General features: G+C 65.2%; 18 protein-coding genes, 1 pseudogene and 1 CRISPR repeat array (1 of these 20 only partly in view). Of the genes and pseudogenes, 10 read left to right on the top strand and 9 right to left on the bottom strand.

The window, feature by feature from the left end; all coding sequences use genetic code 11:
* Positions 1-891: the 5' portion of a malate synthase A gene (locus EI73_RS14555; RefSeq protein WP_034388829.1), read on the bottom strand. The gene continues 492 nt to the left of window position 1, outside the view; 891 of the gene's 1,383 nt are visible here — the first part of the coding sequence; the start codon lies at positions 889-891; the stop codon falls past the left edge of the window.
* Between the two features lie 355 nt (positions 892-1,246).
* Here EI73_RS14555 and gcl point away from each other — a divergent pair, with 355 nt between their 5' ends.
* From gcl to EI73_RS16430, 5 genes and pseudogenes are all read left to right on the top strand, one after another.
* Complete coding sequence (gene gcl, locus EI73_RS14550) at positions 1,247-3,064, top strand: glyoxylate carboligase (RefSeq protein ID WP_051935659.1); 1,818 nt, start codon at positions 1,247-1,249, stop codon at positions 3,062-3,064.
* Positions 3,065-3,073: 9 nt separating this feature from the next.
* Positions 3,074-3,877: a hydroxypyruvate isomerase gene (gene hyi / locus EI73_RS14545; protein WP_034388827.1), complete on the top strand. Its 804-nt coding sequence runs from the start codon at positions 3,074-3,076 to the stop codon at positions 3,875-3,877.
* Positions 3,874-4,785 (top strand): 2-hydroxy-3-oxopropionate reductase, encoded by a 912-nt coding sequence (locus EI73_RS14540; protein ID WP_034388826.1) that lies wholly within the window; start codon positions 3,874-3,876, stop codon positions 4,783-4,785. Before hyi ends, EI73_RS14540 begins: the two co-directional genes overlap by 4 nt.
* On the top strand, positions 4,766-6,025 hold the full coding sequence (locus EI73_RS14535) for a glycerate kinase (RefSeq protein WP_034388824.1): 1,260 nt from the start codon (positions 4,766-4,768) through the stop codon (positions 6,023-6,025). The genes EI73_RS14540 and EI73_RS14535 overlap by 20 nt, the downstream gene beginning before the upstream one ends.
* Before the next feature lie 31 nt (positions 6,026-6,056).
* Positions 6,057-6,167 (top strand): annotated as a pseudogene (locus EI73_RS16430) (IS5/IS1182 family transposase); the annotation flags it as partial.
* Between the two features lie 54 nt (positions 6,168-6,221).
* Positions 6,222-9,092: a CRISPR direct-repeat array (repeat unit 37 nt; unit sequence CTTTCAGTCCCCTATCGCTTGGGGAAGTCATTGAAGC).
* A 268-nt stretch (positions 9,093-9,360) separates the two neighbouring features.
* Here EI73_RS16430 and cas4 read toward each other — a convergent pair.
* From cas4 to EI73_RS14500, 7 genes are all read right to left on the bottom strand, one after another.
* On the bottom strand, positions 9,361-9,945 hold the full coding sequence (gene cas4 / locus EI73_RS14530; RefSeq protein ID WP_034388822.1) for a CRISPR-associated protein Cas4: 585 nt from the start codon (positions 9,943-9,945) through the stop codon (positions 9,361-9,363).
* Positions 9,938-10,231 (bottom strand): CRISPR-associated endonuclease Cas2, encoded by a 294-nt coding sequence (gene cas2, locus EI73_RS14525; RefSeq protein ID WP_034388821.1) that lies wholly within the window; start codon positions 10,229-10,231, stop codon positions 9,938-9,940. The genes cas4 and cas2 overlap by 8 nt, the downstream gene beginning before the upstream one ends.
* A gap of 3 nt (positions 10,232-10,234) precedes the next feature.
* Positions 10,235-11,245, bottom strand: coding sequence for a CRISPR-associated endonuclease Cas1 (cas1, locus tag EI73_RS14520; RefSeq protein WP_034388819.1), 1,011 nt, complete (start codon positions 11,243-11,245; stop codon positions 10,235-10,237).
* Positions 11,246-11,905: 660 nt separating this feature from the next.
* A complete protein-coding gene (locus EI73_RS14515; protein WP_034388817.1) occupies positions 11,906-14,293 on the bottom strand; it encodes a CRISPR-associated helicase/endonuclease Cas3 in 2,388 nt (795 codons plus the stop codon).
* A complete protein-coding gene (cas5b, locus tag EI73_RS14510; RefSeq protein ID WP_051935658.1) occupies positions 14,280-15,053 on the bottom strand; it encodes a type I-B CRISPR-associated protein Cas5b in 774 nt (257 codons plus the stop codon). Before cas5b ends, EI73_RS14515 begins: the two co-directional genes overlap by 14 nt.
* A gap of 4 nt (positions 15,054-15,057) precedes the next feature.
* Positions 15,058-16,155, bottom strand: a complete 1,098-nt coding sequence (gene cas7i / locus EI73_RS14505) for a type I-B CRISPR-associated protein Cas7/Cst2/DevR (RefSeq protein WP_034388816.1) — start codon at positions 16,153-16,155, stop codon at positions 15,058-15,060.
* A gap of 2 nt (positions 16,156-16,157) precedes the next feature.
* Positions 16,158-17,603, bottom strand: coding sequence for a hypothetical protein (locus EI73_RS14500; protein ID WP_156103624.1), 1,446 nt, complete (start codon positions 17,601-17,603; stop codon positions 16,158-16,160).
* Positions 17,604-17,825: 222 nt separating this feature from the next.
* On the opposite strand from EI73_RS14500, the gene cas6 reads away from it, so the two are divergent.
* The 5 genes from cas6 to EI73_RS16085 all read left to right on the top strand — a co-directional run bounded on the left by cas6 (position 17,826) and on the right by EI73_RS16085 (position 25,135).
* Positions 17,826-18,779 carry a CRISPR system precrRNA processing endoribonuclease RAMP protein Cas6 gene (cas6, locus tag EI73_RS14495; RefSeq protein WP_034388814.1) on the top strand — a complete coding sequence of 318 codons (954 nt, stop codon included), beginning with the start codon at positions 17,826-17,828 and terminating at the stop codon, positions 18,777-18,779.
* A 366-nt stretch (positions 18,780-19,145) separates the two neighbouring features.
* Entirely contained in the window at positions 19,146-20,684 is a 1,539-nt protein-coding gene (aceB, locus tag EI73_RS14490; RefSeq protein ID WP_051935706.1) for a malate synthase A, read from the top strand.
* Positions 20,685-20,733: 49 nt separating this feature from the next.
* Positions 20,734-21,543: an IclR family transcriptional regulator gene (locus EI73_RS14485; RefSeq protein ID WP_034388810.1), complete on the top strand. Its 810-nt coding sequence runs from the start codon at positions 20,734-20,736 to the stop codon at positions 21,541-21,543.
* A gap of 119 nt (positions 21,544-21,662) precedes the next feature.
* The gene (locus EI73_RS14480) at positions 21,663-22,979 is read left to right on the top strand and encodes a S8 family serine peptidase (RefSeq protein WP_034388808.1); all 1,317 of its coding nucleotides are present in this window, start codon (positions 21,663-21,665) and stop codon (positions 22,977-22,979) included.
* Between the two features lie 65 nt (positions 22,980-23,044).
* Positions 23,045-25,135, top strand: coding sequence for an HD domain-containing phosphohydrolase (locus EI73_RS16085; RefSeq protein ID WP_081909110.1), 2,091 nt, complete (start codon positions 23,045-23,047; stop codon positions 25,133-25,135).
* Positions 25,136-25,148: 13 nt separating this feature from the next.
* Here EI73_RS16085 and EI73_RS14470 read toward each other — a convergent pair whose 3' ends face one another.
* On the bottom strand, positions 25,149-25,694 hold the full coding sequence (locus tag EI73_RS14470; protein ID WP_034388806.1) for a MarR family winged helix-turn-helix transcriptional regulator: 546 nt from the start codon (positions 25,692-25,694) through the stop codon (positions 25,149-25,151).
* Between the last annotated feature and the right edge of the window lie 177 nt (positions 25,695-25,871).

Raw genomic sequence — 25,871 nt, 5'->3', positions numbered from 1 at the left:
CTCCCGTTCCTTGTCGGCGCGGACCACCGCCAGCGCGGGTTCGGGGTCGGCCGGGTCGGGGGCCAGGGCCGCGGTCCCGCCGATGGCCTGCGCCCCCCGGCGGGCACAGACGCGGGCCAGATGCTCCTCGTAGGCGCGCATGGCGGGCTGCCCCATATTCAGCTCGTCGCGCCCAGGCAGGCAGAAGCGGCCGTCTCTCCCCAGCCACTTGATCGCGCTGAACACGTAATCCCAGCGCCCCGCGTTCAGCCCAAAGGCCCGCTCGCGCAGCGCATACAGCAGTTCGTCGGCATAGAAGGCGCCGGGCAGCGTCTCGATCTGAATGCAGACCCGGATGCTGCCGAGCGCGCGGCCCTGAAGGCGTTCGGTCTCGGTCAGCAGGTCGTTCCAGAATTCGGCCTCGGCGGGAAATTCCAGCTTAGGAAGGTAGACGTACAGGATTTCCCGGTTCGCGAACGCCTCCACGAAGGCGGCCAGATCCTGAAGGCTGGCGCTGGTCCCGTGCTCGTCCTCCAGATAGAGGGGCCGGGGCCGGATCATCGGGAGCGGGCCCCCCGCGGCGGGCAGCGCACGCAGGTTGGCGTGCCCGGCGCGGACGTTCGCCGGGGTGGGGGAGAAGGTGTCGTCGAAATCGAAGATCAGCGCGTCGGGGCGGGCAGCCAGCGCGGCCTGGATCGCCGCCGCGTCGCTGGGCTCCACCAGTTGCTCGACCATACGGCCCCGCAGCTCGGCGGGCGGGGGCGCTACCTGCCAGTCAGACTGGCGGATGGCCGCCGTGCGGGGATCGAAGCCGGGAGTCCAGCCCTCCCGCGAGCGGGCGAGCAGGGCACGCCGCCGCTCCGCGAAGCGGTCCTCCAGGGCGCGGGGCAGGTCGGTACCGGGTGTGGTCACAGTGTCTCCAGGAGTGACGTGCGGCTGGGTGATGGCTCCCGCAGGGAGGGCGGGGATGGGGGTCAGGGCTGTGGTGGAAGGTCTAACACGTTTTCTGATGTTTGTCAAAGAACGAAGAGGATTTTTGTTAAATGAAATATAGACTTCGAAGGACTCTGCTTATCGTACCACTCCCACCTTCAGCCCTCGCGTGGGCGACCGGTCACCGGCGGCAAGGGCTGGAGGTGGGGGTGCCCCCTACCTCCTGGGCAGTCGGCGAACCAGACCCTCATTTTGTTCACTGAATGAAAAACACTTTCGTATATTGACAAAAACACGCCAGCCTCCTACGCTGCCTTTCAAGGAGGAAAGGAAGATGCCGAGAATGACTGCGGTTGAGGCCGCCGTGCACGTGTTGCGCCTGGAGGGTGTGGACACCGCCTTCGGGGTGCCGGGTGCCGCCATCAACCCGCTGTATGCCGCCCTGCGCAGGGTGGGCGGGATCAACCACATCCTGGCCCGCCACGTCGAGGGCGCCTCGCACATGGCCGACGGATACAGCCGCGCCCGGGCCGGAAACATCGGCGTGTGCATCGGCACCAGCGGCCCGGCGGGGACCGACATGATCACCGGCCTGTACGCGGCGAGCGCGGACTCGGTGCCCATCCTGTGCATCACCGGTCAGGCGCCGCGTGCCCGCCTTCACAAGGAAGACTTCCAGGCCGTGGACATCGAGAGCATCGCGGGGCCGGTCACCAAGCTGGCGGTGACGGTGCGCGAACCCGCCCTCGTTCCGCGCGTATTCCAGCAGGCGTTCCACCTGATGCGCTCGGGCCGCCCCGGCCCGGTCCTGATCGACCTGCCCTTCGACGTGCAGATGGCCGAGATCGAGTTTGACCCGGAGACCTACTCGCCCCTGCCCGTCTACAAACCCGCCGCGACCCGCGCCCAGGTCGAAAAGGCGATGACCATGCTGAATGCCGCCGAGCGCCCCCTGATCGTCTCGGGCGGTGGGGTGATCCACGCGGACGCCTCGGACCTGCTCGTGCAGTTCGCGGAACTCACCGGCATCCCCGTCATTCCCACGCTGATGGGCTGGGGGAGTATCCCCGACGACCACCCCCTCATGGCGGGCATGGTGGGCCTCCAGACCTCGCAGCGCTACGGCAATGCCACGCTGCTCGCCTCTGACTTCGTGCTCGGTGTAGGGAACCGCTGGGCCAACCGCCACACCGGCGGGCTGGACGTGTATACCGAAGGGCGCAAGTTCGTCCACGTGGACATTGAACCCACCCAGATCGGGCGCGTGTTCGGCCCCGACTACGGCATTGTCAGTGACGCCAAGGCGGCGCTGGAACTCTTCGTGCGGGTGGCCCGCGAGTGGCGTGCGGCCGGGAACCTTAAGGACCGCAGCGAGTGGGCCGAGTCGTGCCGCGAGCGCAAGCGCACCCTGCTCCGCAAGACGCACTACGACAACGTGCCCATCAAGCCCCAGCGCGTCTACGAGGAGATGAACCGGGCGTTTGGCCGTGACACCGTCTATGTCACGACCATTGGACTCTCGCAGATCGCGGGCGGCCAGTTCCTGCACGTCTACCAGCCGCGCCACTGGATCAACGCGGGTCAGGCCGGGCCGCTGGGCTGGACGGTTCCCGCCGCCCTGGGCGTCGTCGCCGCCTGCCCCGGAGCCGAGGTGGTGGCCTTATCGGGCGACTACGACTTTCAGTTCATGATCGAGGAACTGGCGGTGGGCGCGCAGTTCAACCTGCCCTTTATCCAGGTGCTCGTCAATAATTCCTACCTGGGCCTGATCCGCCAGGCACAGCGCGGCTTCGACATGGACTACCAGGTGCAGCTCTCCTTTGAGAACATCAATTCACCCGAGGTGAACGGCTACGGCGTGGATCACCTCAAGGTCGTGGAGGGCCTAGGGTGCAAGGCGCTGCGCGTGTTCAAGCCGAACGACATCTTGCCCGCCTTCGAACAGGCCCGCGACCTGGCGCGCGAATACCGGGTGCCGGTGGTGGTGGAGGTGATCCTGGAGCGCGTGACCAACATCAGCATGGGCACCGAGATCAACAACATCACCGAGTTCGAGGAACTGGCCGAGAACGCCCGGCAGGACGCGCCGACGGCGATCGCCCTGCTGGCTGGAGACGTGAGGGACGAGGCGCCGAACAGACACGCGCCCTAAGAGGTACCTATGACCCAATTTGCTGCCAACCTCACCCTGCTGTTTCAGGAAAAACCCTTTTTAGAGCGCTTTGCTGCCGCGCGGCAGGCGGGCTTTTCTGCCGTCGAGTACATGTTTCCCTATCCCTATTCGCCTGAGGACCTGCGGTCGCAGCTCCAGGAACACGGGCTGCGGCAGGTGCTCTTTAACCTGCCCGCTGGAAACTGGGAGGCGGGGGAGCGCGGGATCGCGGTGCTGCAAGGCCGTCAGGAGGAGTTCCGTCAGGGCGTCACACGGGCGCTGACCTACGTGGAGGCGCTGCGGGACCCGGATGCGCCGCCCCTGGTGAACTGCCTGGTCGGGAAGCTGCCCGCCGGAGCGGACGCTGGGGAGGCCCGCCGCGTGCTCGTGGAGAACCTGCGGTACGCCGCACAGGAACTCGGCCGGGTGGGGGTGACCCTGCTGATCGAGCCCATCAACCCGCACGACATTCCCGGCTTCTTCCTGCGCACGCCGGGTCAGGCCGCCGCGCTGATCGACGAGGTGGGCGCGGACAACCTGAAGATTCAGTACGACCTGTACCACCAGCAGCGCACCGAGGGGCAACTGCTCGACACCTTCCGCCGCCTGCAGGACCGAATCGGGCACGTGCAGCTCGCGGACGTGCCGGGCCGTCACCAGCCGGGCACCGGGGAGATCAACTATCCCTTCGTGCTCGCCGCGCTCGATCAGGCCGGGTATGGCGGATACGTGGGGCTGGAGTACATCCCCGAGGGGGACACCGTGAGTTCGCTGGCCTGGCTGAAGAGCCTGGGGGAAGGAGTGCCGACATGACACAGGGAAAGGAACGCATCGGCTTTATCGGCCTGGGGATCATGGGCCTCCCGATGGCCCGCAACCTGATGAAGGCGGGCTACCGCCTCACCGTGCATAACCGCGGCCCCGAGCCCGAGCAGGCGCTCGCCGCCGAGGGCGCCCAGGTGGCCCGCACCGCCCGCGAGGTGGCCGAGAGAAGTGACATCGTGATCACGATGCTGCCCGACAGCCCGCAGGTGGAGGAGGTCGTGCTGGGCGAGAACGGGGTGGCCCAGGGCCTGCCTGCGGGTGGCCTCTACATCGACATGAGCAGCGTGGCCCCCGCGACCGCCCGCAAGGTCGCCCAGGCGCTGCGACAGAAGGGCGCCGATTCGCTCGACGCGCCCGTTTCTGGCGGCCAGGTCGGCGCGGAGGAGGCGACGCTGAGCATCATGGTGGGTGGCAGCGAGGAAGGCTTCAAACGTGCCCGCCCAGTGTTCGAGGCGGTTGGCAAGAACATCGTCTACATCGGCGGGCCCGGCGCCGGGCAGGTCACCAAGATCTGCAACCAGATTGTTGTGGCGCTCACCATCCAGGCGGTCGCGGAGGCGCTGACGCTCGCGCGCAAGAGTGGCGTGGACGCGGCGAAGGTGCGTGAGGCGCTGCTGGGTGGCTTTGCGCAGAGCCGCATTCTGGACCTGCACGGGCAGCGGATGCTGAACGGCAACTTCCAGCCGGGCTTCCGCGTGAGCCTGCACCGCAAGGACCTGCGCCTCGCGCTCGAAGCGGGCCGCGAGGGGGCCGTGCCCCTTCCCGCCACCGCGAACGTCGCCGAGCTGATGAATTCCATGATCGCGCAGGGGATGGGCGACCTCGACCACTCGGGCCTCGCAGCGCTGTACGCGCGCCTTGCCGGGCTGGACGGACATGACCGCACGGCAGGATAGGCGGACACTGCTGGAAGACAGCTACCGCTCGGCGCTGAAGGCGGTGGCCCCCGCCCGCCTCCTGGCCCCCCACCTGACCGGGCCGCGCCCTGACTTCGTGCTGGCGTTTGGAAAAGCGGCGCTGCCCATGCTGCGGGCGGCGCTGGAGGCCTATCCGGGCGTGCCCGGCCTGGCGGTGCCGCCGCGCGGAACACTGGATCTCAGCGCGCCGAAGGGGGCGGAAGTGTTGCCCGGCAGCCATCCGGTGCCCGACGAGCACAGTGCCGGGGCTGCCGAGCAGGCGCTGGCACGGGTTCGGGAGTTGCCGAAAGGGTCACGGCTCCTCGTCCTCGTCTCCGGTGGCGGGAGCGCCCTACTGAGTGCCCCCTGGGGCGTGACGCTGGCGCAGAAGCAGGCGCTGACCCGTGACCTGCTGCGCGCGGGGGCGGCCATCGAGGAGATCAACGCCGTTCGCAAACACCTCTCGCGGGTGAAGGGTGGGCGGCTGGCACAGGCGACCCGCGCCCAGGTCCGTGCCCTCTTGATCTCCGACGTGATCGGAGATGACCCCTCAGTGATCGCGAGTGGCCCCACCGTGCCGGACCCCACCACCTTCGCGGACGCGCTGACGGTGCTGGACCGCTACGGCATCAAGGCCCCCGAGGCCCGCGCCCATCTGGAGGCGGGTGCGCGGGGCGAGCTGGCCGAGACGCCCAAGCCCGGCGACCTGCCTCACGTGGAGAACGTGATCATCGGCTCGAACCGCATGCTGCTGGAGGCGGCACAGGCGTTCTTGACGGCGCAGGGGGTTCGCTCGGTGATCTTATCGGACACCTTCGCGGGGGAGGCGCGCGACCTGGCCGGGGTTCACGCCTCGTTGGTGAAGAGTATTCGCACCTACGGCACCCCCTTCCAGGGACCGCTGGTGCTGCTCTCCGGCGGGGAGGCGACCGTCACGGTGCGCGGCGAGGGGCGCGGCGGGCGCAACCAAGAGTTTGCGCTCTGGCTCCTTCAGCACCTGGGAGAACGGGGCGTCTATGCCCTCTGCGCGGGTTCGGACGGCATCGATGGCAACAGCGACGCCGCCGGGGCGTTCCTCACGCCGGACTCGCTCGCACGCGCCCGTGCCCTGGGCCTCGACCCGCGCGACTTCCTGGCCCGCAACGACTCGGGCACCTTCTTCGCCGCGCTGGGTGACGCCCTGGTGACCGGCCCCAGCGGGCACAACCTCAACGACTACCGAGCCATTTACGTGAGCTAGGGTCTATCTGTCTGAATTTGGCAGGCTGGGGGATGGGACGGACGGAGCGGAGATTCTGGTCGTCCTACAACTGAAAGCTGATGCTGAGGGAAAGCCAGGTTGGGACGGGGTGGCGGTGGACAGCACCCTTGTCAAAGCCCACTGCGAAGGAGGACAGATATTGCAGCGCCACACGCGTGCCGTCGCTGCTGCGGCTCTTTCAGTCCCCTATCGCTGGGGGAAGTCATTGAAGCCCAGTCCCCAGCAACCCGAACTCCTGCGCGATGGATTTCAGTCCCCTATCGCTTGGGGAAGTCATTGAAGCAGCGGCGTGGATGCCGCGATGCGGGACGACCTGCTCACTTTCAGTCCCCTATCGCTTGGGGAAGTCATTGAAGCCCTGCCCATTGACGAGCAGAGCATGATTCAGGGGCCTTTCAGTCCCCTATCGCTTGGGGAAGTCATTGAAGCCGCCTCCCCCCCGCCTGTACCCTTGGCGTTGAGCTACTTTCAGTCCCCTATCGCTTGGGGAAGTCATTGAAGCTCAGACCGAGACGCGCGTTGTAGGTGACCAGCGCCTTTCAGTCCCCTATCGCTTGGGGAAGTCATTGAAGCTTCACTTTTTTCGCGCGCCAAGCACAGGCCGCGCCTTTCAGTCCCCTATCGCTTGGGGAAGTCATTGAAGCACCGTCGGGGCGGGCGTGCTCTGCGCGCGAACGGTCTTTCAGTCCCCTATCGCTTGGGGAAGTCATTGAAGCCCGCCGCGCGCGCCTCTTCAGCGCACGCTTTCCGGCTTTCAGTCCCCTATCGCTTGGGGAAGTCATTGAAGCCTGGAATACGCGTATCAGGCCTGGGTAAAGCCGCGCCTCTTTCAGTCCCCTATCGCTTGGGGAAGTCATTGAAGCGGCTCCTCACCGAGGCGGTGACGCTAGGAGGAAACCTCTTTCAGTCCCCTATCGCTTGGGGAAGTCATTGAAGCCTGAAGGTCGTGGTGAGGCGCGCAAAGCCCGCGATGCTTTCAGTCCCCTATCGCTTGGGGAAGTCATTGAAGCACGCCAACATAAGCTCTTTGACAAGCGGCCCCATACCTTTCAGTCCCCTATCGCTTGGGGAAGTCATTGAAGCCTGAAGGTCGTGGTGAGGCGCGCAAAGCCCGCGATGCTTTCAGTCCCCTATCGCTTGGGGAAGTCATTGAAGCTTCTGTCCCCAGGCCCCCAAAACATCGGTGTGAGTGTCTTTCAGTCCCCTATCGCTTGGGGAAGTCATTGAAGCGCGGCGAGGAAATCCGCCGGGCTGAGGGGCAGCCTAGCCTTTCAGTCCCCTATCGCTTGGGGAAGTCATTGAAGCCCCCCCCCACCTGCCCCCGCGCGCGCCGGTCGGCTTTCAGTCCCCTATCGCTTGGGGAAGTCATTGAAGCCTGCTGGTGCAGTTTCCAGCGGCGACACGGCACGGGACTTTCAGTCCCCTATCGCTTGGGGAAGTCATTGAAGCGCCGCCTGCACGGGTCAGCCTTCCCGCTCCAGCACCTTTCAGTCCCCTATCGCTTGGGGAAGTCATTGAAGCCGACAAGCCCGCCGCAGGGTGCGACCGACTGGGCCGCTTTCAGTCCCCTATCGCTTGGGGAAGTCATTGAAGCCGCTGCCCGGCGAGTGCCCGCCCCAGCCGTAGCCACTTTCAGTCCCCTATCGCTTGGGGAAGTCATTGAAGCATTGCGTGACATATTGCGCCCGCTGTGCTTAACTATCTTTCAGTCCCCTATCGCTTGGGGAAGTCATTGAAGCACCCGCTGCTCCGCTGCCATCCAGTACGGCCAGGCCTTTCAGTCCCCTATCGCTTGGGGAAGTCATTGAAGCCTGCGAGGTCTCCACCCGCCGCAGCAGCGTGGCGTCGGCTTTCAGTCCCCTATCGCTTGGGGAAGTCATTGAAGCGTACTGACTGGCGCCGGGCACCGCCTCCCAGGACAGCTTTCAGTCCCCTATCGCTTGGGGAAGTCATTGAAGCGCTCGCCAACGCCGCGCAGTCCCGCCAGCTTCCCACTTTCAGTCCCCTATCGCTTGGGGAAGTCATTGAAGCGTGTCCTCTGCCTTCAGCAGCTCCTTGATCAGCCGGTTCTTTCAGTCCCCTATCGCTTGGGGAAGTCATTGAAGCTTTTCCCAGCCCGCAGCAGCTCATCGAGTACGGGCTCTTTCAGTCCCCTATCGCTTGGGGAAGTCATTGAAGCGCGCTGGGTCAGCGCGCGGTCGTGTTCGTTCAGGCCTTTCAGTCCCCTATCGCTTGGGGAAGTCATTGAAGCCGCTGTGGCGGAAGAGGCAGCGGGTGCTGTCTACCACTTTCAGTCCCCTATCGCTTGGGGAAGTCATTGAAGCCGCCCTCGCCGCGCCCGTGCTGCTGCCCGAGCAGCCTTTCAGTCCCCTATCGCTTGGGGAAGTCATTGAAGCCGGTGAGGCACTGCCCACCTAAAACCATCCTCCGCTTTCAGTCCCCTATCGCTTGGGGAAGTCATTGAAGCGCATGGTCGCGCAAACCCTCCGCAGTGTGCTGAGGCCCTTTCAGTCCCCTATCGCTTGGGGAAGTCATTGAAGCACCGCGCCCGTCACCTTGTGCAGGTCCGTCTCAGCCTTTCAGTCCCCTATCGCTTGGGGAAGTCATTGAAGCGAGGTGGCCGACCTCACCGCGCTCCAGTCGGGGCTCTTTCAGTCCCCTATCGCTTGGGGAAGTCATTGAAGCGTCTCCACGTACAGGGCGTACCCGGTCGAGTTGCTCACTTTCAGTCCCCTATCGCTTGGGGAAGTCATTGAAGCGGGTCAACCGCCACCACGCTGATTCCTCGCCTCTCTTTCAGTCCCCTATCGCTTGGGGAAGTCATTGAAGCTCTGACGTGCTCACCGCCATCTGTGCCAACCTCCACTTTCAGTCCCCTATCGCTTGGGGAAGTCATTGAAGCCTGGGCATGCGCCATCAGGGCCGCGAGCAGGTCGCCTTTCAGTCCCCTATCGCTTGGGGAAGTCATTGAAGCCGGGCCGCGTGGGAGCGGGCCTTTGAGGGTCTGACCTTTCAGTCCCCTATCGCTTGGGGAAGTCATTGAAGCTGCTTATTTCAGGTGGCTGAGCCGTTCGGCATATCGGTTGTCATGGGTCGCGCAGCACGGTGGCTACGGCATTCAGGATAGCTTGCCGGGCAGCTTCGCAAATCGCTGGTCCCGGCTGCGATTCCCACCGTTTGCGAGCCGCTCCCAGCGCCTCTTCCTCTGCCGAGCGGGGTACACGCATCAGCCACTGCCTGGAAAGCCCCGGAAAGCGCCGCCCACACGTCTCGCAAATCGGCGGCTTTTGGAAGCAGATCAGCCTCTTGCGGCGTCATAGGGTATCCCCGCAGAAGTTCCGCAGCTCGCATTCCAGGCATTTTACTGTCTGGGTTGTGGGCGGCGGGCAGCGCTCGTCCAGAATGAAGCGGCGTACCGTCTCGATGGTCGCCCGCGTTCGGTTGCGCAGACGCGTGTCGAAGGGGATGGTGTGCGTCTGGCGTGTGCGGCTGCTGTGCCAGTAGCCGTGCGGACAGGTGAGGTGCAGCTCAGCCTCCACCAGCAGGGCATAGGCGCACAGTTGCAGCCTGTGCCCGGGGCCGGGCGGACGCGAGGTGTGCTTGAACTCTACCGGAAATGCCCGCCTGCCGTCCACGATGAGCAGATCCAGTTCACCCGTCAGGCCGAGCGCGGGGCTGGTGAGCCGCAGGTCATAGCGGCGTTCGCCCTCGGCCAGGTCGTAGCGGCTGAGGGTGCGCCGCCGTTCTCTGACCAATTCGGTCTGGTGTTTCTCGCGCCCGTGCGTCATCAGCACGGTTTCGCGCCGCCGGACGGGGGTACAGCGTTCAAAGAAGACCACGCGGGGGCAGTAGTGATGCTGCCGCAGTTCGGTGGGCGTGATCAGCAGCGGCTCAGTCATCTTCCGCCTCCTGATGGAGGATAGTGGCGTCGTCCAGTTGCCACTGTTCGAGCTGGAGGATGGCAATCAGACCCGGACTGTCGCCCATCGCCTTTTCCAGCCGCGTTTCCAACTCGCGGCGGGCCGCACCTGTCAACCGTCCGTGATAGGCGCTGTACTGCCAACGGGCCAGGCCGTAGTCCTTGCAGGCGTTCATCACCTTCGCGCGGCGCTTGTCGTCTTGCACGTCATACAGCACGAGCGTGGGCTGTCCAGCCTTGCGGGAGTCTTGCAGGAGCTTCGGCACGACTCACCAACTGGCGACGTACACGGGATAGTCGCCCTCCCCGCGCAGGAACGTGGCGAGGCGACGGGCCTGCATCACCATGATGTTCTGGAGGCGAAAGCGTTTGCCGCCCACCGCGTCGCGGGTGTCGAGGCGGTCATGGACGGCAGTCGCAATCCGCTTGCGCGTTTCCGGGGTCAGCTTGCCGTGTTCGTCCGTCTCGGGCCGCCAGCCGCGGCCCAGCAGCGCGAGGACGGGACGGTCCACACAGGCCGCGCGAAAGCCTTCCACAAAATCCAGCACCAGGCTGGGTTTGCCGGGCCGGTCGGTATGGAGAAAGCCTGCGAAGGGTTCGAGACCTGCTGTCGCCAGCACCCCCGCCGCCCGCGCGTAGAGGATCCCGTAGCCGTAATTGAGCGTCATATTGGTGGGGTCGGTTGCCCCGCGTCCCAGGCGGCCCGGAAAGGCGAGGTCAGAGGGCAGCAGGGCCGCCACCGCGCCCCAGTACACCACGCCGCCGCGTCCCTCGATGCCCAGCAGCACGTCACGCAGATCGTCGATGCACTCGCCCTGCTGCGCGTCCAGATCGGCCTCTAGGGCGGTCAGGCCAGGCAGGGCACGCTGCAACGCCTCATACGCGGCTGGGTCGGCCTCCTTGCGGTACTTGCCAAAATACTTCAGCAGGCTGGCCTGATTTCTGAGGCGGGCGCGGATGGCGTGCCGCGCGACCTCCACGCCCACCGGGGTGAGGTAGGCCTGCATCTGCGCGCGGCGCGTGCTGACCGTGCCCACCAGATACGGGCTGCTGAACTTGGCGTAGGGTGACCCCAGCCCGTCCACCAGGTCGATCTGTACACCGAACCTCGCGCAGGCACGGATGGCCTCGGCGCTGAGGGTACAGGCGGTGGTGGTGACGGTCACGGTTTCCAGGTCGCGCAGGGCCACCTCCTGCGTCTCCTGCTGCGGATGCCGGAGTTGCAGCCGCTCACTCCGCAGAGCCAGAAAGGTGCCGCGCTCCGAGATGATCAGGTTCATGCTGGGAGCGTGGCACGGGGGGGCGTCATTGGGTGACGTTGAGAAACTTGGGCCGGTCCCCCTTCCAAAGCTGGATGTCGCTGTTTTTCTCTGCCAGCACCTTCAGGGCTTGTTGGGCCCGTTTCTTGACCTGCGCTCCCCCCATACCCGGGTCAAGTAGGCCCAGGCGATCGGCATCAGGCCCTTGACCTAAGCAATGACACCCGCCGGGAGCTGCTCGGCAAGGTCGCACACGGCGTAAAACCACGACGTTTCCACGCATGTCCGCCGAGGCAGCCTGCACAGGTTCCAACTCGATTCCCCTTGCCTTCGCCAGAGCCGGAATCGATCGCCCAGGCAAGAAGGCATGTCTTCCTGTGAGGGCATGAAGGACGAAAGGACGGTCCACGTGGAGCCGCAGCGGCAGGTGGGCTGGAGCGTGCAGCACGGCGAGTTCGGCGGCCAGCAGCTGCGCCTGGGCCATCGAAGTGACTGGGGTTTCCTGTACGACATGTACGACACTCTTTTCCTGGAGCACCGCCGCAAGAACCGCATGCCGGGCGTAGGGCGCATACTCGCGTCGCTGTCTGCCCAGTGGGTGTACGGCTCATCGGACAGCGGGAAGCGCGGAGCTTCACCCATGCGGGCAGTGTGGCAGGGGAATGCGTCACTGGATGACCTTCAGAATTCTCCCCACTCGTCACTGTTCCTCGGCTTTTCCTGCGGCTTTTGCAGGAGCAGCCCCAGAGTGTCGTCGTAAGGCAGATCTGCTATCCACAGCTTCAACTTGTCGTCCCAGCGGACATGCTGCCCGAAACGGCCCTTTTGCTGCGCGCTCATGGACACCAGCAGGGAGCGCGCCTGAATGGGAGAAACCTCCTTCTCAGTCACGTACTGATCGTAAAATTGCTGTGGCAGGACTTCCACACCGTCGAATAAGTTTTCAAAGTTCTGACGCAGGTCGGCGTTACTGCAAAACGGCTTGAGGTCGCGCATGAAGCAGGAGACTTCGCGGGCGCCCTGGTCATACTGCCGCTGCAACTCGGCCAGATAGTCGCCCGCGTAGATGCGCTCCAGCCAGCCGCTTAGGAGGTCGTCGTGGAGCAGGCCGCCCGCTGCCGCACACTCGCGCAGGGCTTCCAGCGTGCGCTCAACCAGCGTGTCCTCGTAGACGTACTGTCCGCTGGCGGGCTGGGTCAGGACAGTGACGGGGACGACGCACACTTCATGGCCTTCCAACAACACTTTTTCGCCCTTCTTCCCCCGGCGGTTCACCCGCCCGAACCGCTGAATGAGGGCTTCCAGCGGGGCGGGTTCGGTCACGATGCCGTCAAAGTCCAAATCCAGCGAGACTTCGATGACCTGCGTGGCGACGACGGCGAGAGGCTGACCGTCCATTCCCGCCTTGAGGGCCTTCAAAACCTCATCTTCCACCCTGCGGCGACCTCGCCCGTTCAGGCGGCTGTGAAGAAGGCGCACCTGCTCCGGCCCCAGACGCTTTTGCAATTCGCCCATGACCCACTGCGCCTTCCGGACCGTATTCACAGCCACCAGCACGCTCCCACCCGCCTTCACACGGGCGGCGATGTCGTCCAGCACGATGGGGTCTTCCATGCTGCTCTCACGCAGTTCCAGGCGGTGACGGCAATTTTGCAGCGCAATTTCACGCGGGGCGCTGAGGGTTCCTACGTTCAGCAAGCGTTCCAGTTTTCCGCGCAACCACCCCGGCATGGTCGCCGTGATCACGCAGGCCCGCACACCCCAGCGGGTCACGAGGTCTTCCAGCAGCGCCATGAACATCCCCAGACGGCGCGGCTCGTAGGCGTGAATCTCGTCCAGAATCAGGGCGCTGCCCGCGACACTGGCAATCACTGTTTCATAGCCGGGGAGCCGGTAAGCGGCCCGCAGAAGTTGGTAGGGCGTGACCACCGCGACGGCGGGGCCGTGCAGGCGGGCGTGGTCGTTGACGCGCCGCGCTTCGCGGGTGAGGTCGGCCAGCGTGTCCCCCTCCTGCCTGCCTGCCAGGGCCGATTGGAAGAGCACCTGGAGCGCCCGTCCGTGCAGGATGGCGACTTCGGTGCTCAAGTCCTCGGCCAGCCGCTCTCGCATGGCATTCAGGCTGGCCTGATACGGCAAGCCATACGTCACCCGGCACGGCCCAAGCTCCTGCTGCTGCGCCCAGGCCCACAGCAGGGCAGCCTCCGTTTTCCCGCTGCCCGTAGGTGCGACCAGGATCAGGTGGCCCGCCCGCGCCGCTGCTTTCTGATGGTCGCGGAAATCCTCGAACTTCTTGACGGCCTTCAGTGTGTCCATGTCCGGCATCACGTAGGGCTGCGGCACCGGGGCCTGGGCGCTGGCGAGGCGGTCCGCCTGCTGAATCAGGCCGCGCAGGAGGATGGCCCAGGGATAATCGGCTGCGGTCAGGCCACCTTCCCGGACATGGCTGAAATGGGTGTAGAACCACAGGCTCTCGTCCAGCAGTTTCGCGAGGTCTTCCGGTTCGCCCGCCCGCCTTTCTCCCGCGCCAGCCGCGTCAAATCCCAGCTCCGTGCGCCACGCCTCGGGCACGGTCTGGAGCCAGTTTCGCAGGAGGTGGACATCTTCTTCGCGCAGTTGGGAAAGAAGCTGTTCCAGTTGGTCGGGGTTGGCCTCCTGGCTGCTCGCCAGAATGTACTGGTCGAGGATAACCTTGCTGTCCCGGTGGTGTGACACCACGCCCAGCGTGATGGCCTGCCGCGTGTTCTCGTCCGCCACGTCGGGAAGGAAGGCGAGGGACAGCACCTCATGTCGGTGCCCGAAGCGTTCGCCGCTCGTGAGCATGGACTGAAACCCCGTCGCCGCCTTGCCGAAATCGTGAATGACGGCGGCCCAGAAGGCAATATGCCAGAAGTCGTCCCGGCCCGCGATTTGGGCGATACGCGGAGCGCGGCGCATCAGACCGGCCAGACGCTCCACCACGTGCCGCGTGTGCTGATCGAGCGTTTCCAGTTCCTGCGTGACCGTACCGTCTTCCGCCGTCTTCAGACTCTTGGCGAGAATGTGAGCAATGGACGGGTCAGGCTGGAACATGCAGCGCCTCACCCTCCCCCGGATTCACGCTGAGCCATTCCAGCGCCCGCTGACGGCCCCGGCGTTCCTCGGTGCCAGGGTCAACCCAGACGCGGAAGTCCTGCGGCATGCCGCGAACAAGCTGCGGCTCCCGCCCTGACTCGCCCGGAAGAGGCAGAAAAGCCCGATTCGTCAGCGCCACATACCGCGCCCAGGTCACGCGCTGGCGGTCTTGTGGGTCAACATGGCGCGGCATGAGCAGCCCGTGCCCCAGCCCCACGCGGGGCCGCCAGGGGTCGAACGGCAGCAACGTGTGGTCGAAGTAACCCGCCGTGCGCTCCTCCAACTCCACGATTTCTACCCGCGTGTACGCTGCTAAATCCTGCGAACGCCCCAGCAACACGGGAAAAGCGGGGGTGCGAAAGGCGTTGTACCAGTCGGGCCTGTCCAGATACAGTGTCAGGCGCGGCCGAAACAGCATCTCGCGGACGGTGGGGCTCAGGCCCGCCACGATGTTCGGCTCAGGCTGGCCCTTTTTCGCCTTGCGTCCATCGCGTTCGATCAACCAGGTGTGTTCGTAATCGTCCACACTGCCTTGATGTGTGAAGGTGTAGGCAAAGCGGAAGCTGTCCGGTGCCGGGTACTCGCCCAGTGTGCTGGCAATGTGCCCATAGATGGTAGCGGGCGGCGGAAGCGGGTAGCTCGGCTGCCGCCCAATCAGGATGTGGGGGTAGCGGAAGGAGGTCGTCACCCCCTCCAGTTCAACTTTCAGGACTCGCATAGGATCAGTCCAACCATTGTGTGCCAGCGTCGCCGCTTAGGTCGTCCGCCACGCGGCCCAGCACCGTCCGGGGATGCTCCAGCACGAAGTCCACGCCCTCCGCCCTCAGCTCTTCCAGCGCCGTCCGGAGCTTTTCGCGCTCGGTATCGTGAAAGCCCGCGGTCCAGCCGACATACACCGGGCTGAGGAACGTATCGCGCCACGCCCGCACCGTCTCCTTCAGCGCGTCCACGTTCACGCGGGGCTGGCCCTGTTCGCTCGCACCCACGACGTACTGCAAGGGATTGTTGCCGCCCTTCGTGACCACCAACAGCACGGCGGCGGGTGTCACGTCGGTGTAGTGGAGCGCCTGTTTCGCGCCGCCGCGCAGTTCCGCCAGAGCGCGAATCAAGGGGGCAATGCGCTGGATGCGTTGTTCACGGCTCAGGCGGTAGACCTTTTGCTCCGGCAGATGCTCCAGCCCCTCGGCAGCCGCCTGTCCACGGCGCACGTCGTCTAGGTTCTGATTGCCCGCCTTGCCCGTGTAGGTGAACAGCCCGACGCGGCCCAGGTCAAGGCTGAGTTGCCCCTTAAACACGGCGCGGTAGAACTGGTGAGAGTGCGGCACCGGATCGCCTTCCTGCATGTTCGGCCCGGTGCGGCTCATGGTGCCGAAGTCCTTGACGATGCTGGTGGGCGCGAGGGAAACGAGCGTCCCGACGCGAAAGGGCGAGGTGCGGGTGATGCTCTGCACGGTTTCGGTGGCGCTGGCCCGGCCCGCGTCGCCTGTACGGCTGTCCTTCGCGCTGCTCTTCTTCCCCTCGGCCCGCATGTAGCCGAACAGGTCGTCATCCCAGTATTTGATGGGGTTCGCGTCGGTATAGGCCACCTTCGCCTCACGGAACACGGGCGCGGTGTGGGCCAGCCAGTCGGGGTTCTGGCTCAACGTGTCGCGCAGCCAGTAGCGGAACGCCTGCGCTGATACATAGGGGTAACTGTCTCGCCCCACCCGGATGAGCTTCACCCCCACCTCATTGTCGTACTGCGCGTCCTGTGCGTCTTTGGCATTGTTCAGCGCGGAAGCGGGTGCGTCAATCAGAAGAAAGCCGCTCAGGAAAGCCATTATTATTCTCCTTCTTCGCTGGGAAGTTCGGTGTTTTGAAGTTCGGGGTCGTCCTTGTTCTCCTCAAAGAACCGGGCATCATGGAGATACTGAACCACCCGCATCTTGAGCAGGTCACGGGCCAGCGTGAAATCAGCGCGGGTCACCTCATCGGCCTCCGTGAAAATCCGCAGGTACTCGTCCTTTGTAATGATGAGGTCGCGCTCAGGATTTCCCTTTTTCGCATCATCTATGGATTTCTCCAGAGTCGCCTTGAGCAGCACGTGCCGCAGTGGACCAGCGCCACGCGCCCCGTACAACTCGCGGAACAGTCGCTTGTCGTTCTCCTCCACAATCCACTTGCCGAGGCGTTGTCCCAGTGCCTCAATCGCCTCCACGCGGGCTTTTTCCATGCCGACAACCTCCATCAGAAACAATTTGGTAATGCCCCACAGGCCCGCCAGAGGAATCGGCGGAGGGGCGTCTTTGGGGGGTTTTTTGGTGGTTTTGCCCCTCCTGGCCTCGGCCTGAGTTGCCTTCAACGCCTGCTTGAACGGCGGCAACAGGTAGCGGCGCAGAAAGGAGGCGGCTTCATCAGGCAGGGAGAAAAGGGCCTCGTCCAATTCGTTGCGAAAGCCGAAATTCTGGTCTTTGCTCTTGTCGGCCTCATACCGCTTGGACGCCATCAGCGGCTGCCAGGCTTCCGGGTAATTCTGCCGCGCCCGTTCCATAAAGCGCAGGGCGGGCTGCTCCAGCGTGTAGATGGCGGCATCCGGCCCCTGCCCACTGTTGCTGAGGTGGTAGATGGTTGCGCCGCCCATGAACGGCAACTTGAACGAATCCTTGACACGCGGCTGCTTGCCCAGCACGTCGCGGATGGCTTCCATCAGGCGCGTGCGGGCGGCGGCCCAGATGGGTTTCTTGTCGTCCCCTGGCCTGGAAAGTGAGATGCGCCCCAGCCAGGGGCCTTGCCATTCCTGCACCACGTCCAGCAGCAACTGCTTGTCGTCCGCATCCAGAATCAATGCCCGCCCGCTTACCAGTGGAGCCGCCAGCGCCAGCCCTTGCAGCGCGGTAATCGCCTGCCCGCTCAGCGGCAACCCCGGCTGTCCATCAGGGTAGAAATTCATGGGGCCGCGCCCCATCAGCATCGGCATCAGGTCGCGGGCCACGCGCTGTTGCGCCTGCAATTCAGGGAAGATGGCGCAGCGTTCGGGAAGGAGGTTGGGACGCTGGTAGCTGCTTAGAATCTCGCGTAGGACTTCCCGCCTTTTTTCAGGTGTAAAAGAGTAGTTGATGAAGTTGCTGGTGAAGACCACCGCGATCCAGCCGGACAACTCGGGTGTGAAATACGCGTCCTCGGCCCATTTCTGGAACGCCTGCAAATGCTCTGGCGTGAGCAGGGCAGGGCCTTGCTCCGCGTCACGGATACCGGAAAAGACGCACAGACCCGCCAGCGCCGCGTCCATCAGCGGGTAATCCGTCCAGCGCAGGCCGAGCGTCGAGGGGGGCGAGAGGATACTTGGCATGGGAAACCTCCAGAGCAATTGTTGCGAGCAGAAGCGTCACAAGGTGACGGCAAGCGAGAGATGAATTCTCCTCACCCTACCGGACCTCTGTTCTTCGGGTGTCCACATTTCTGCCAGGCAACATCGTCTCCCAGTGACGCCCTCCCCCTCTAGACTCCCCCCATGCTCCCCCTTGACCTCTCCTTCGCCGTCCTGCGCGTGACCCTGCGGGCGCTGGAACCGGTGCATCTGCCGCCCTTTCCCGGCTCCAAGCTGGAGGGTGCGTTCGGGCGGGCGCTCTACCGGCTGGCCTGTACACAGCCGCAGCGCGAGACGTGTCAGGGGTGCCCCCTCCAGACCATCTGCCCCTACGGCCTGAGCTATGCGCCCCGGCTGCCGGAGGGAATGCAAGTGTCGTCGCTGGGCACGCCGCCGCGCCCCATCATTTTCCGGGTGGCGTACGGCGAGGAACAGTGGCTGGACGCGGGGGAGACGCTGACTTTCGGGCTGGTGGTGGTGGGCCATGCGGTCACGCAACTGCCGTACCTGCTGGCAGCCCTGCGCGAAGTGGGCCGGGAGGGGCTGGGGCGCACGCGGGGGCGGCTAGAACTGGAGGAGGTGCGGAGCGTGCAGCCTTATACGGGAGAGGAGGTCACGCTGCTGCGGGGCGCAGACGTGGGGGTAAACCTCTCGCCCCTCCTGCTGCGGGCCGGGGAATTGCCGCCCGTCCTGGGGGAAAGACTGCGTCTGCATCTGCGTTCGCCGCTGCACATCAAGGCGGGCGGGCAGATGGCGGGACACCTCCATTTTCCCGTCCTGCTCAGAGCCTTGCAGCGGCGGATGGGCAACCTGGAGCAGATTCATGGTGGCGCGACCAGCCGGGGGGCCGACTTCACGCGGCTGCCGCTGCTGGCCCGTGACGTGGAAACCGTCCGGCAGGACCTCCGCCTTGTCTCGCAACTCCGCAAGGGCAGCCGCCCACAGCAGAAAACGAATATGGAGGGCCTGGTGGGCACCGTGGAGTACCGGGGTGATTTCACACCCTTCGCCTCCCTGCTGCGCTCCGGTGAGCAGCTTGGTGTGGGCAAATGGGCTCATTTCGGCGCGGGCCTGTACGACCTGGAGGCCGCGGGATGACCCTCACACGCAAGCGAGAGTAGGGGCGCGGGTTGCTGCGGCTGATCGCCCTGCTGAGGAGTGAAGGTCGGGGGGTTCTCCAGACGTAGGAAAGCCCGGCACGTTCCTTTCTGGCGCAACCGCAGCACACGCCAGAAGCTCAAGAGGAGCCCCACTGGTTTCTGTGGGGTTCCGGCAGGACCGCTTCCCGGCAGCGACTGCCGGGGGACGATGGATTGCGGCGTTACTCACACAGAGACGCTGCCCCCGCTTCTCTCCTGGCCCGGCTCCGGTAGACTGGAAATCAGCTTCACCTGATGAAATTCACCTTTGTCCTCGTTCCCCAGGAGGTTTCCCGTGACCCAGACCCTGCAACTCCCCGCTGGCATGACGCTGAGTGCGCCCGTTGAGGAGGCGTACGCCGAGATTCTGACGCCCGAGGCCTTGGCTTTTGTGGCTGAGCTGCACCGGCGCTTCGACGCCCGGCGACGGGAGCTGCTCGCCGCGCGGGAGGAGCGGCAGGAGCGGCTGGACGCGGGAGAGCTGCCCGACTTCCTGCCCGAGACGGCCCATATTCGTGCCGGAAGCTGGAAGATCGCGCCGCTTCCCGCAGACCTTCAGGACCGCCGGGTGGAGATCACCGGCCCGGTCGACCGCAAAATGATCATCAACGCGCTCAACAGCGGCGCGCGCATGTTCATGGCCGACTTCGAGGACGCCAGCAGCCCCACCTGGGCGAACATGGTGGAGGGGCAGATCAACCTGCGCGACGCTGTGCGCGGCACCATCCACCTCGAGCAGGGCGGCAAGCAGTACCGCCTGAACGACAGGGTGGCGATGCTGCTCGTGCGTCCGCGCGGCCTGCATCTTCCGGAAAAGCACGTGACGGTGGACGGCGAGACGCTGAGCGGTGCGCTCTTTGACTTCGGGCTGTACGCCTTCCACAATCTGCCGGAGCGCCTCCGGCAAGGCACGGGCACCTACTTCTACCTGCCCAAGCTGGAAAGCCACCTCGAGGCGCGCTGGTGGAACGATGTGTTTACCTTTGCCGAAGACACCCTGGGCGCGGCGCGCGGCACCATTCGCGCCACGGTCCTGATCGAGACGATCCTCGCGGCCTTCGAGATGGACGAGATCCTCTACGAGCTGCGCGAGCACTCGGCGGGGCTAAACAGCGGGCGCTGGGACTACATCTTCAGCTACATCAAGAAGTTCCGCAATCACGCCGACAAGATTCTGCCCGACCGCGCCCAGGTCACGATGGCGGTCCCGATGATGGCGAACTACTCCAAGCTCGCCATCCAGACCGCCCACAAGCGCGGCGCTCCGGCGATCGGCGGCATGAGTGCCTTTATTCCGGTGAAGAACGACCCCGAGGCCAACGCACGCGCCTTCGCCCAGGTCCGCGCCGACAAGGAACGCGAGGCGACCAACGGCCACGACGGGACCTGGGTCGCGCACCCCGGCATGGTGGGGCTGGCCACCGAGGTCTTTGACGAGCTGATGCCTGCTCCGAACCAGATCGACTCGGGCAAGCAGGCAGACCTGAAGGTGACGGCGGCAGACCTGCTCACCCCGCCCGAGGGGGCCGTGACCGAGGCGGGCGTGCGGACAAACATCAGTGTCGGCGTGCAGTACCTGGCAGCCTGGCTTCAGGGCCGCGGCGCGGTGCCCATTCACAACCTGATGGAAGACGCGGCGACCGCCGAGATCAGCCGCGCCCAGCTCTGGCAGTGGCTGCACCACCGCGTGCGGCTGGAGGATGGCCGCACCCTCACCCCCGAGCTGCTCGAGCAGCTCTTTGGCGAAGAGCTGGGCAAGCTGGGTCCTGACTATGCCCATGCCGGACAGCTCTTTAGGGACATTGCCACCCGCTCGCCGCTCGCCGAGTTCCTGACCCTGCCCGCCTACCGGGAACTCGCTTGAGGCCGGTCCAGGGGACAGGCCCCAGGCGAGCGCGCTACCCTCTTCTGAGATGACCACGCCCGCACGCCACAAACCCGGCCGCGCCCGCAGCGGCGAAACGAGCAGCGTCCGCACCCTGGAGCGCGGGCTGACCGTCCTGCTCGCGCTCAAGGACCTGCGCCGCGCCCCCCTCAGCCAGCTCGCGCGGCAGGTCGGACTGTCGGTGAGCACGACCTACCGCCTGCTCGAGACCCTGCGGCAACAGGGCTTTGTCGAGTGGGAGGAGCAGACCGGGATGTTCAGCGTGGGGCTGCGGGCCTATCAGGTGGGTCTGGCCTTTGCGGAACGCAACAGCCTGATGGCGGCGGCCCAACCCGAGATGGACGCCCTGGTGGCCGAGCTGAACGAGACGGTCAACCTCGCCGTGCTGTATGGCGACGAGGCCGTCTATGTCCATCAGGTGGAGGGGCGACAACTCGTGCGGATGTTCGCGCAGCTCGGCGAGAGTGCGCCGCTTCACGCCTCGGGGGTGGGCAAGGTGCTGCTCGCCTGGCGACCCGAGGAGGAAGCTCGCCAGAAACTCGGTGAAGGCCCCTTCACGGCCTATACGCCCCGTACCCTCACCACCCTCCCGGCCCTGCTGGAGGAACTGGCGCGGGTACGCGAGCAGGGCTACAGCCTGGACGACGAGGAACGCGAACTGGGGGTGCGCTGCGTGGCCGTGCCCGTGCGGGACCAGTCGGGCCAGGTCGTCGCCTCCCTCAGCGTCTCTGCGCCCACCTCCCGCCTGACCCGCGAGCAGATCGGGGCCGTGGCCGAACGGATGGGGCGGGCGGCGGGTCAGGTCTCGGCGCGGTTGGGGTGGGGGGAGTCCGCTTAGGTTCTCCCGGTTCCTGTTGGGGGCGCTACCTTCCACCTTCCTTAGGAAGATGATGGACAGGTGAAAAATTTCCTGTAAGATTTCTGTGACACCACAGCAGGACAATAAGGAGGATAGGTATGCGACGTCGTGCATGGACCACCCTTGGGCTGTTGACACTCACGCTTCTCAGCGCGTGCTCAACCACCACCCCTTCCGGGCTTCCGTCCCAGGGGAATCAGGTCACCCCCCGCTACGACTACGTGGCCACCGTCAGCCTGCGCGCCGGTGAAACCCCGCAGGCGCTTGCCCAGGCCGTCGGCGGCGAAGTCATCGAAGGGGACACCGCCTGCTCCGCTGGGGCGAGCGGGGGCTGCACCGCCCTGCTCGGCCTGAACGGCAGTCTGAAGCCCCTCTCGGCCCTGCAGGCCCTCGGTGGCCGCAAGGTTCATGTCGAAGCCAACAGGGACGTCATCAGTGGTGGCGGCAAGATGACCGCGAAGATGAACGGGGTCATTGGCATCTGGGCCGGGGGTGTTATTGGCATCTGGGCCGGGGGAGCCCAGTCGTCATTGCCCGAAAACGCCGCCCTCTGGGAGAAGATCAACCTCGCCCAAGCCCAGCGTCTCGCCCCGAACCTCGGCGCGGGCGTGACGGTGGCGGTCATCGACACGGGGATCGACCTGCAACACCCGGCGTTCCAGGGGGCGCTCTCCGATCCCTCGACCTGGCGTGACTTCTACAGCGGCGACGCGAGCCCGCAGGAGGAGGGCACGGCCGGTCAGGGCGGCTACGGACACGGCACGAATGTGGCCGGCATCGTCCTGCAGATCGCCCCGGGGGCCAAAATCATGCCGCTGCGTGTCCTCGGGCCCGACGGCTCTGGCGACGCCCTGATGGTCGCGCGGGCCATCGAGTGGGCAGCCGAGAAGGGGGCACAGGTCATCAACCTCAGCCTGGGCACCACCGAGAATTCCCAACTCATTCAGAACGCCATCGACAAGGTCACGGCCCAAGGCGTCCTGGTGACGGCTTCGGCGGGCAACAGCAACCTCAACCGAATCACGTACCCGGCGGCGAACGCCACCCAGGCGGGCAGCGGAGCGTACTTCCTCAGCGTAGGGAGTGTCGACCTGTCGGACGCGAAATCCAGCTTCTCGAACTACGCGAGCACGCTGGAGATCGTCGCTCCCGGCGAGAACGTGTACGCCCCCGCACCGGACGGCCGGATGGCGGCTTGGAGCGGCACCTCGATGGCGGCCCCGATGGTGGCGGGTGGGTTGGCCCTGGCCCTCGGGCAGAAGCAGAGCTTGGCCCGTGCCGAGGTCACCGCTAGGATGGCGGACAGTGCGTTTGATGTCTACAGCAACAGTGCCAACGACGCCTACAAGGGTATGTTGGGAAGTAAGGGCCGTCTTGATCTGGCGGCGTTCCTGGAGAACGTCCTTCAGAACTGAATGCGACACGTGCCGTGACTGCTGACCACCCTCGGCCTGATTGTCCTCTGCCAGGGGCGACCCCTATGGCCCGCATCGAAGCGCTGCAGCAGGCCATCCACGAAACCCTTAAGGCAGATCCCGCCCAGGCCGCGTCACTGGCACGGAGTTGTTGGGCCCTCGTTCGGGAGGGCGACTCTCCCTACCATCAGGCGAGCACCGCGCTTCTTCTCGGACGCGCGCTTCTCGCCTGTTCTGAGCTGCCCGCCGCCCTCCAAGAACTGCAGCTCGCGGCCAGCCTCTACGGCGGCCTCAAAGACGAACTGGGTCAGGCCGAAGCCGAGTGCTTCACCGGAAAGGTCTACCTGAACCTGGGCCAGTTTGAGAAGGCCCAGCATGTCCTGCAAGCTGCCATCGCGCGCACAGAACCCCTGGCCACCTCCCGGGCGCGAACGGTGCAGGCGACGGCCCTCAACCACCTTGCCGGTGCCCTGCACCAGCAGGGGCAGGCGGGAGAGGCCCTGCACCTGCTGCACCGCGCGCTTCGCCTCTGGCAACAGGAAGGCGATGTCACGGGGCAGGTGCAGTGCTTGATCAATATCGGCCATGTTCAGATGTGGTTTGGACAGTATGGGGAAGCCGTTCGCACCCTGTCCAACGCTTACCGGCTGTACCAGACCCAACCCCAGGACGCCAACACCGAAGCCTCCATCCTGCATAATTTGGCCACCGTCCACCATCTGAGCGGGGACAACGAGCTCGCCATTCAGGTGCTCGAATCGGCCCACCGGGTCGCTCTGGCCGGGGCGAACAAATATGTCCTGGCGACGGTTCTCCTGAACCTGGGTGGATTTTGTCTCGAAGCCAAAAAATACGACCGAGCGCAGAACTACATCGAACAAGCCCTAGAGCTCAGCCGCGACCTCGGGTATCAGGTCGGTGAGCTCCAGGCCCTCGATACCCTGGGCTCGCTGCACGAACAGATCGGCCAGCCCGAACAGGCCTGTGCGATGCACCAGGAGGCCCTGAGTATCGCCCTGGCGATCGGTTCCACCCAGGGAGAGCTCAATGCCCGGCTGCACCTGGGCCGCCTGTACCTCAAGAGGGGACAAGTCCCCAACGCCCTGCGGGAGTTGCAGACGACCCTCGACCTGGCGGTTCATTCGGAGTTTCCCAAAGAGGCGGCCGCCGCTCACGAAGCGCTGGCGACCCTCTTTAAGCGGGAAGGGCAGTACCTGGAGGCGCTTCACCACAGCGAGGCGCTGCGTCAGATCGAACGCGAGCTCTTCCATACCGAACGCGACCGGCAGACCCGCAACCTGACCATTCAGTTTGAGGTGGAACGGGCGCGGCACGACGCGGACGTGTACCGCATGCGGACCGAAGTGGAACAGGAGGCCCGGCATGCGGCGGAGATGCAGGTGCGGGAGCGCACCGAAGAGCTGGCCCGCGCACAGCACGAGGTGGTGACTCGCCTGGCGATCGCGGCGGAGTACCGCGACGACAGCACGGGCGAGCACACCCGGCGTGTGGGCCGGATTGCCGCACAGATCGCACGGGCGCTGGGCTGGTCAGAACAACAGGCGAGCACGCTGGGGATCGCGGCCCGCCTCCACGACGTCGGCAAGATCGGAATTCCCGACAGCATCCTGCTCAAGCCGGGTAGGCTGAATGCGGAAGAGTACGCACAGATGCAGCGGCATACCCTGATAGGTGCCCGCATCCTTTCGGGGGGGCGCTCGGAGCTGCTGCGGCTCGCCGAGGAGATTGCCCTCACGCACCACGAGCGTTGGGACGGCCAGGGGTACCCGCAGGGCCTTCAGGGTGAGACGATTCCCCTCAGCGGGCGGATTGTGGCGGTCGCGGACGTCTATGACGCCCTGACCCAAACTCGACCCTACAAGCGCGCCTGGACGCACGAGGAGGCTTTGCGGGAACTGCAGAGGCAGGCCGGCGCCCAGTTTGATCCCCGGGTTGTCTCGATCGCGCTTGATGTGCTGCCCGAGTTGACTCGCCCAGGGTCTGCTCCTCGCCCTTCCAGCATGCTCGACGACCCGTCCTTCCTTCAGGACGACGCCTCACAGGTTCTGTCGGTCTTCGAGCAGTTGCTCGCTGAACGCAAGCAAGAACTCAACCTGACGCAATGGAAGGCGGAAGTGGAGGGGCCACGCGAGTAGGTGGCGCGGCAACTTATCTGAAATCCGTCCTCGCAGGGGCAACTTCCCGAAAAGCGGCGCTCTCTAGATGGACCAGCAGCTTGAGAGCGAGGCGCTCGAGCTCCTGCGTTTCTTCGGGCGTCAGGACCGACAGGATATGCCGTTCGTTCGCGAGGTGCGGGGTCAGGAGAGCCTCGACGAGGGTACGGCCCGCCGCAGTGAGCCGCACTCGAAAGGAACGGCGGTCGTCGGGGCAGGCCTGCCGCTCGACCAGCCCTTTGGCCAGCAGGCGGTCAATGCGGTTGGTCATGGAGGGGCCGGTGATGGCCGTGAGTTCGGTGAGCTGCTTGGGGGTGAGGCCCGGCGGCGGTGCCGAGCGGTAGAGCGTGACCAGCAGGTCCCAACTCGCGGCATTGATGCCCGACGGCAGGTGGGTGCGCTCGATCTGCCGGCTGAGAGCGGAATGCAGGCGGCTGAGGGTGACCATCAGCAGCATGGGATGGATGTCCAGGCCAGGAGCGACCTGCGCCCAGTCACGGCGAATACGCTTCAGGAAGTCGGGAGTCTTGGAAGAAGGCATGGTGGTCGTGGGGAAGCGGCCTGAGCGTAGCACGGTGGGAAGGGCTCCGCCCGCTGCCGGTGGGCCGTTCTCTACTCTTTTTACAAGATAAAAAACATCTTCACAGCTTGACAGAAAGCGTGCTGCTTCCTACGATGGGTCCACTCAAATACATAGAAGTCGAAGGAGTTGGACCGT

Origin of the sequence: Deinococcus sp. YIM 77859 (assembly GCF_000745175.1) — a bacterium.
Taxonomy (GTDB): Bacteria; Deinococcota; Deinococci; order Deinococcales; family Deinococcaceae; genus Deinococcus.
The sequence above is the reverse complement of the archived record's forward strand: the minus strand, read 5'-3'. Positions and strand labels throughout refer to the sequence as shown.

Bases quoted from the DNA above. Each gene is read 5' to 3' on its own strand.
- gcl (WP_051935659.1), top strand. From the start codon at position 1,247: ATGCCGAGAATGACTGCGGTTGAGGCCGCCGTGCACGTGTTGCGCCTG.
- hyi (WP_034388827.1), top strand. From the start codon at position 3,074: ATGACCCAATTTGCTGCCAACCTCACCCTGCTGTTTCAGGAAAAACCC.
- EI73_RS14540 (WP_034388826.1), top strand. From the start codon at position 3,874: ATGACACAGGGAAAGGAACGCATCGGCTTTATCGGCCTGGGGATCATG.
- EI73_RS14535 (WP_034388824.1), top strand. From the start codon at position 4,766: ATGACCGCACGGCAGGATAGGCGGACACTGCTGGAAGACAGCTACCGC.
- cas4 (WP_034388822.1), bottom strand. From the start codon at position 9,945: ATGACTGAGCCGCTGCTGATCACGCCCACCGAACTGCGGCAGCATCAC.
- cas1 (WP_034388819.1), bottom strand. From the start codon at position 11,245: ATGAACCTGATCATCTCGGAGCGCGGCACCTTTCTGGCTCTGCGGAGT.
- EI73_RS14515 (WP_034388817.1), bottom strand. From the start codon at position 14,293: ATGTTCCAGCCTGACCCGTCCATTGCTCACATTCTCGCCAAGAGTCTG.
- cas5b (WP_051935658.1), bottom strand. From the start codon at position 15,053: ATGCGAGTCCTGAAAGTTGAACTGGAGGGGGTGACGACCTCCTTCCGC.
- cas7i (WP_034388816.1), bottom strand. From the start codon at position 16,155: ATGGCTTTCCTGAGCGGCTTTCTTCTGATTGACGCACCCGCTTCCGCG.
- EI73_RS14500 (WP_156103624.1), bottom strand. From the start codon at position 17,603: ATGGACGCGGCGCTGGCGGGTCTGTGCGTCTTTTCCGGTATCCGTGAC.
- cas6 (WP_034388814.1), top strand. From the start codon at position 17,826: ATGCTCCCCCTTGACCTCTCCTTCGCCGTCCTGCGCGTGACCCTGCGG.
- aceB (WP_051935706.1), top strand. From the start codon at position 19,146: ATGACGCTGAGTGCGCCCGTTGAGGAGGCGTACGCCGAGATTCTGACG.
- EI73_RS14485 (WP_034388810.1), top strand. From the start codon at position 20,734: ATGACCACGCCCGCACGCCACAAACCCGGCCGCGCCCGCAGCGGCGAA.
- EI73_RS14480 (WP_034388808.1), top strand. From the start codon at position 21,663: ATGCGACGTCGTGCATGGACCACCCTTGGGCTGTTGACACTCACGCTT.
- EI73_RS16085 (WP_081909110.1), top strand. From the start codon at position 23,045: ATGGCCCGCATCGAAGCGCTGCAGCAGGCCATCCACGAAACCCTTAAG.
- EI73_RS14470 (WP_034388806.1), bottom strand. From the start codon at position 25,694: ATGCCTTCTTCCAAGACTCCCGACTTCCTGAAGCGTATTCGCCGTGAC.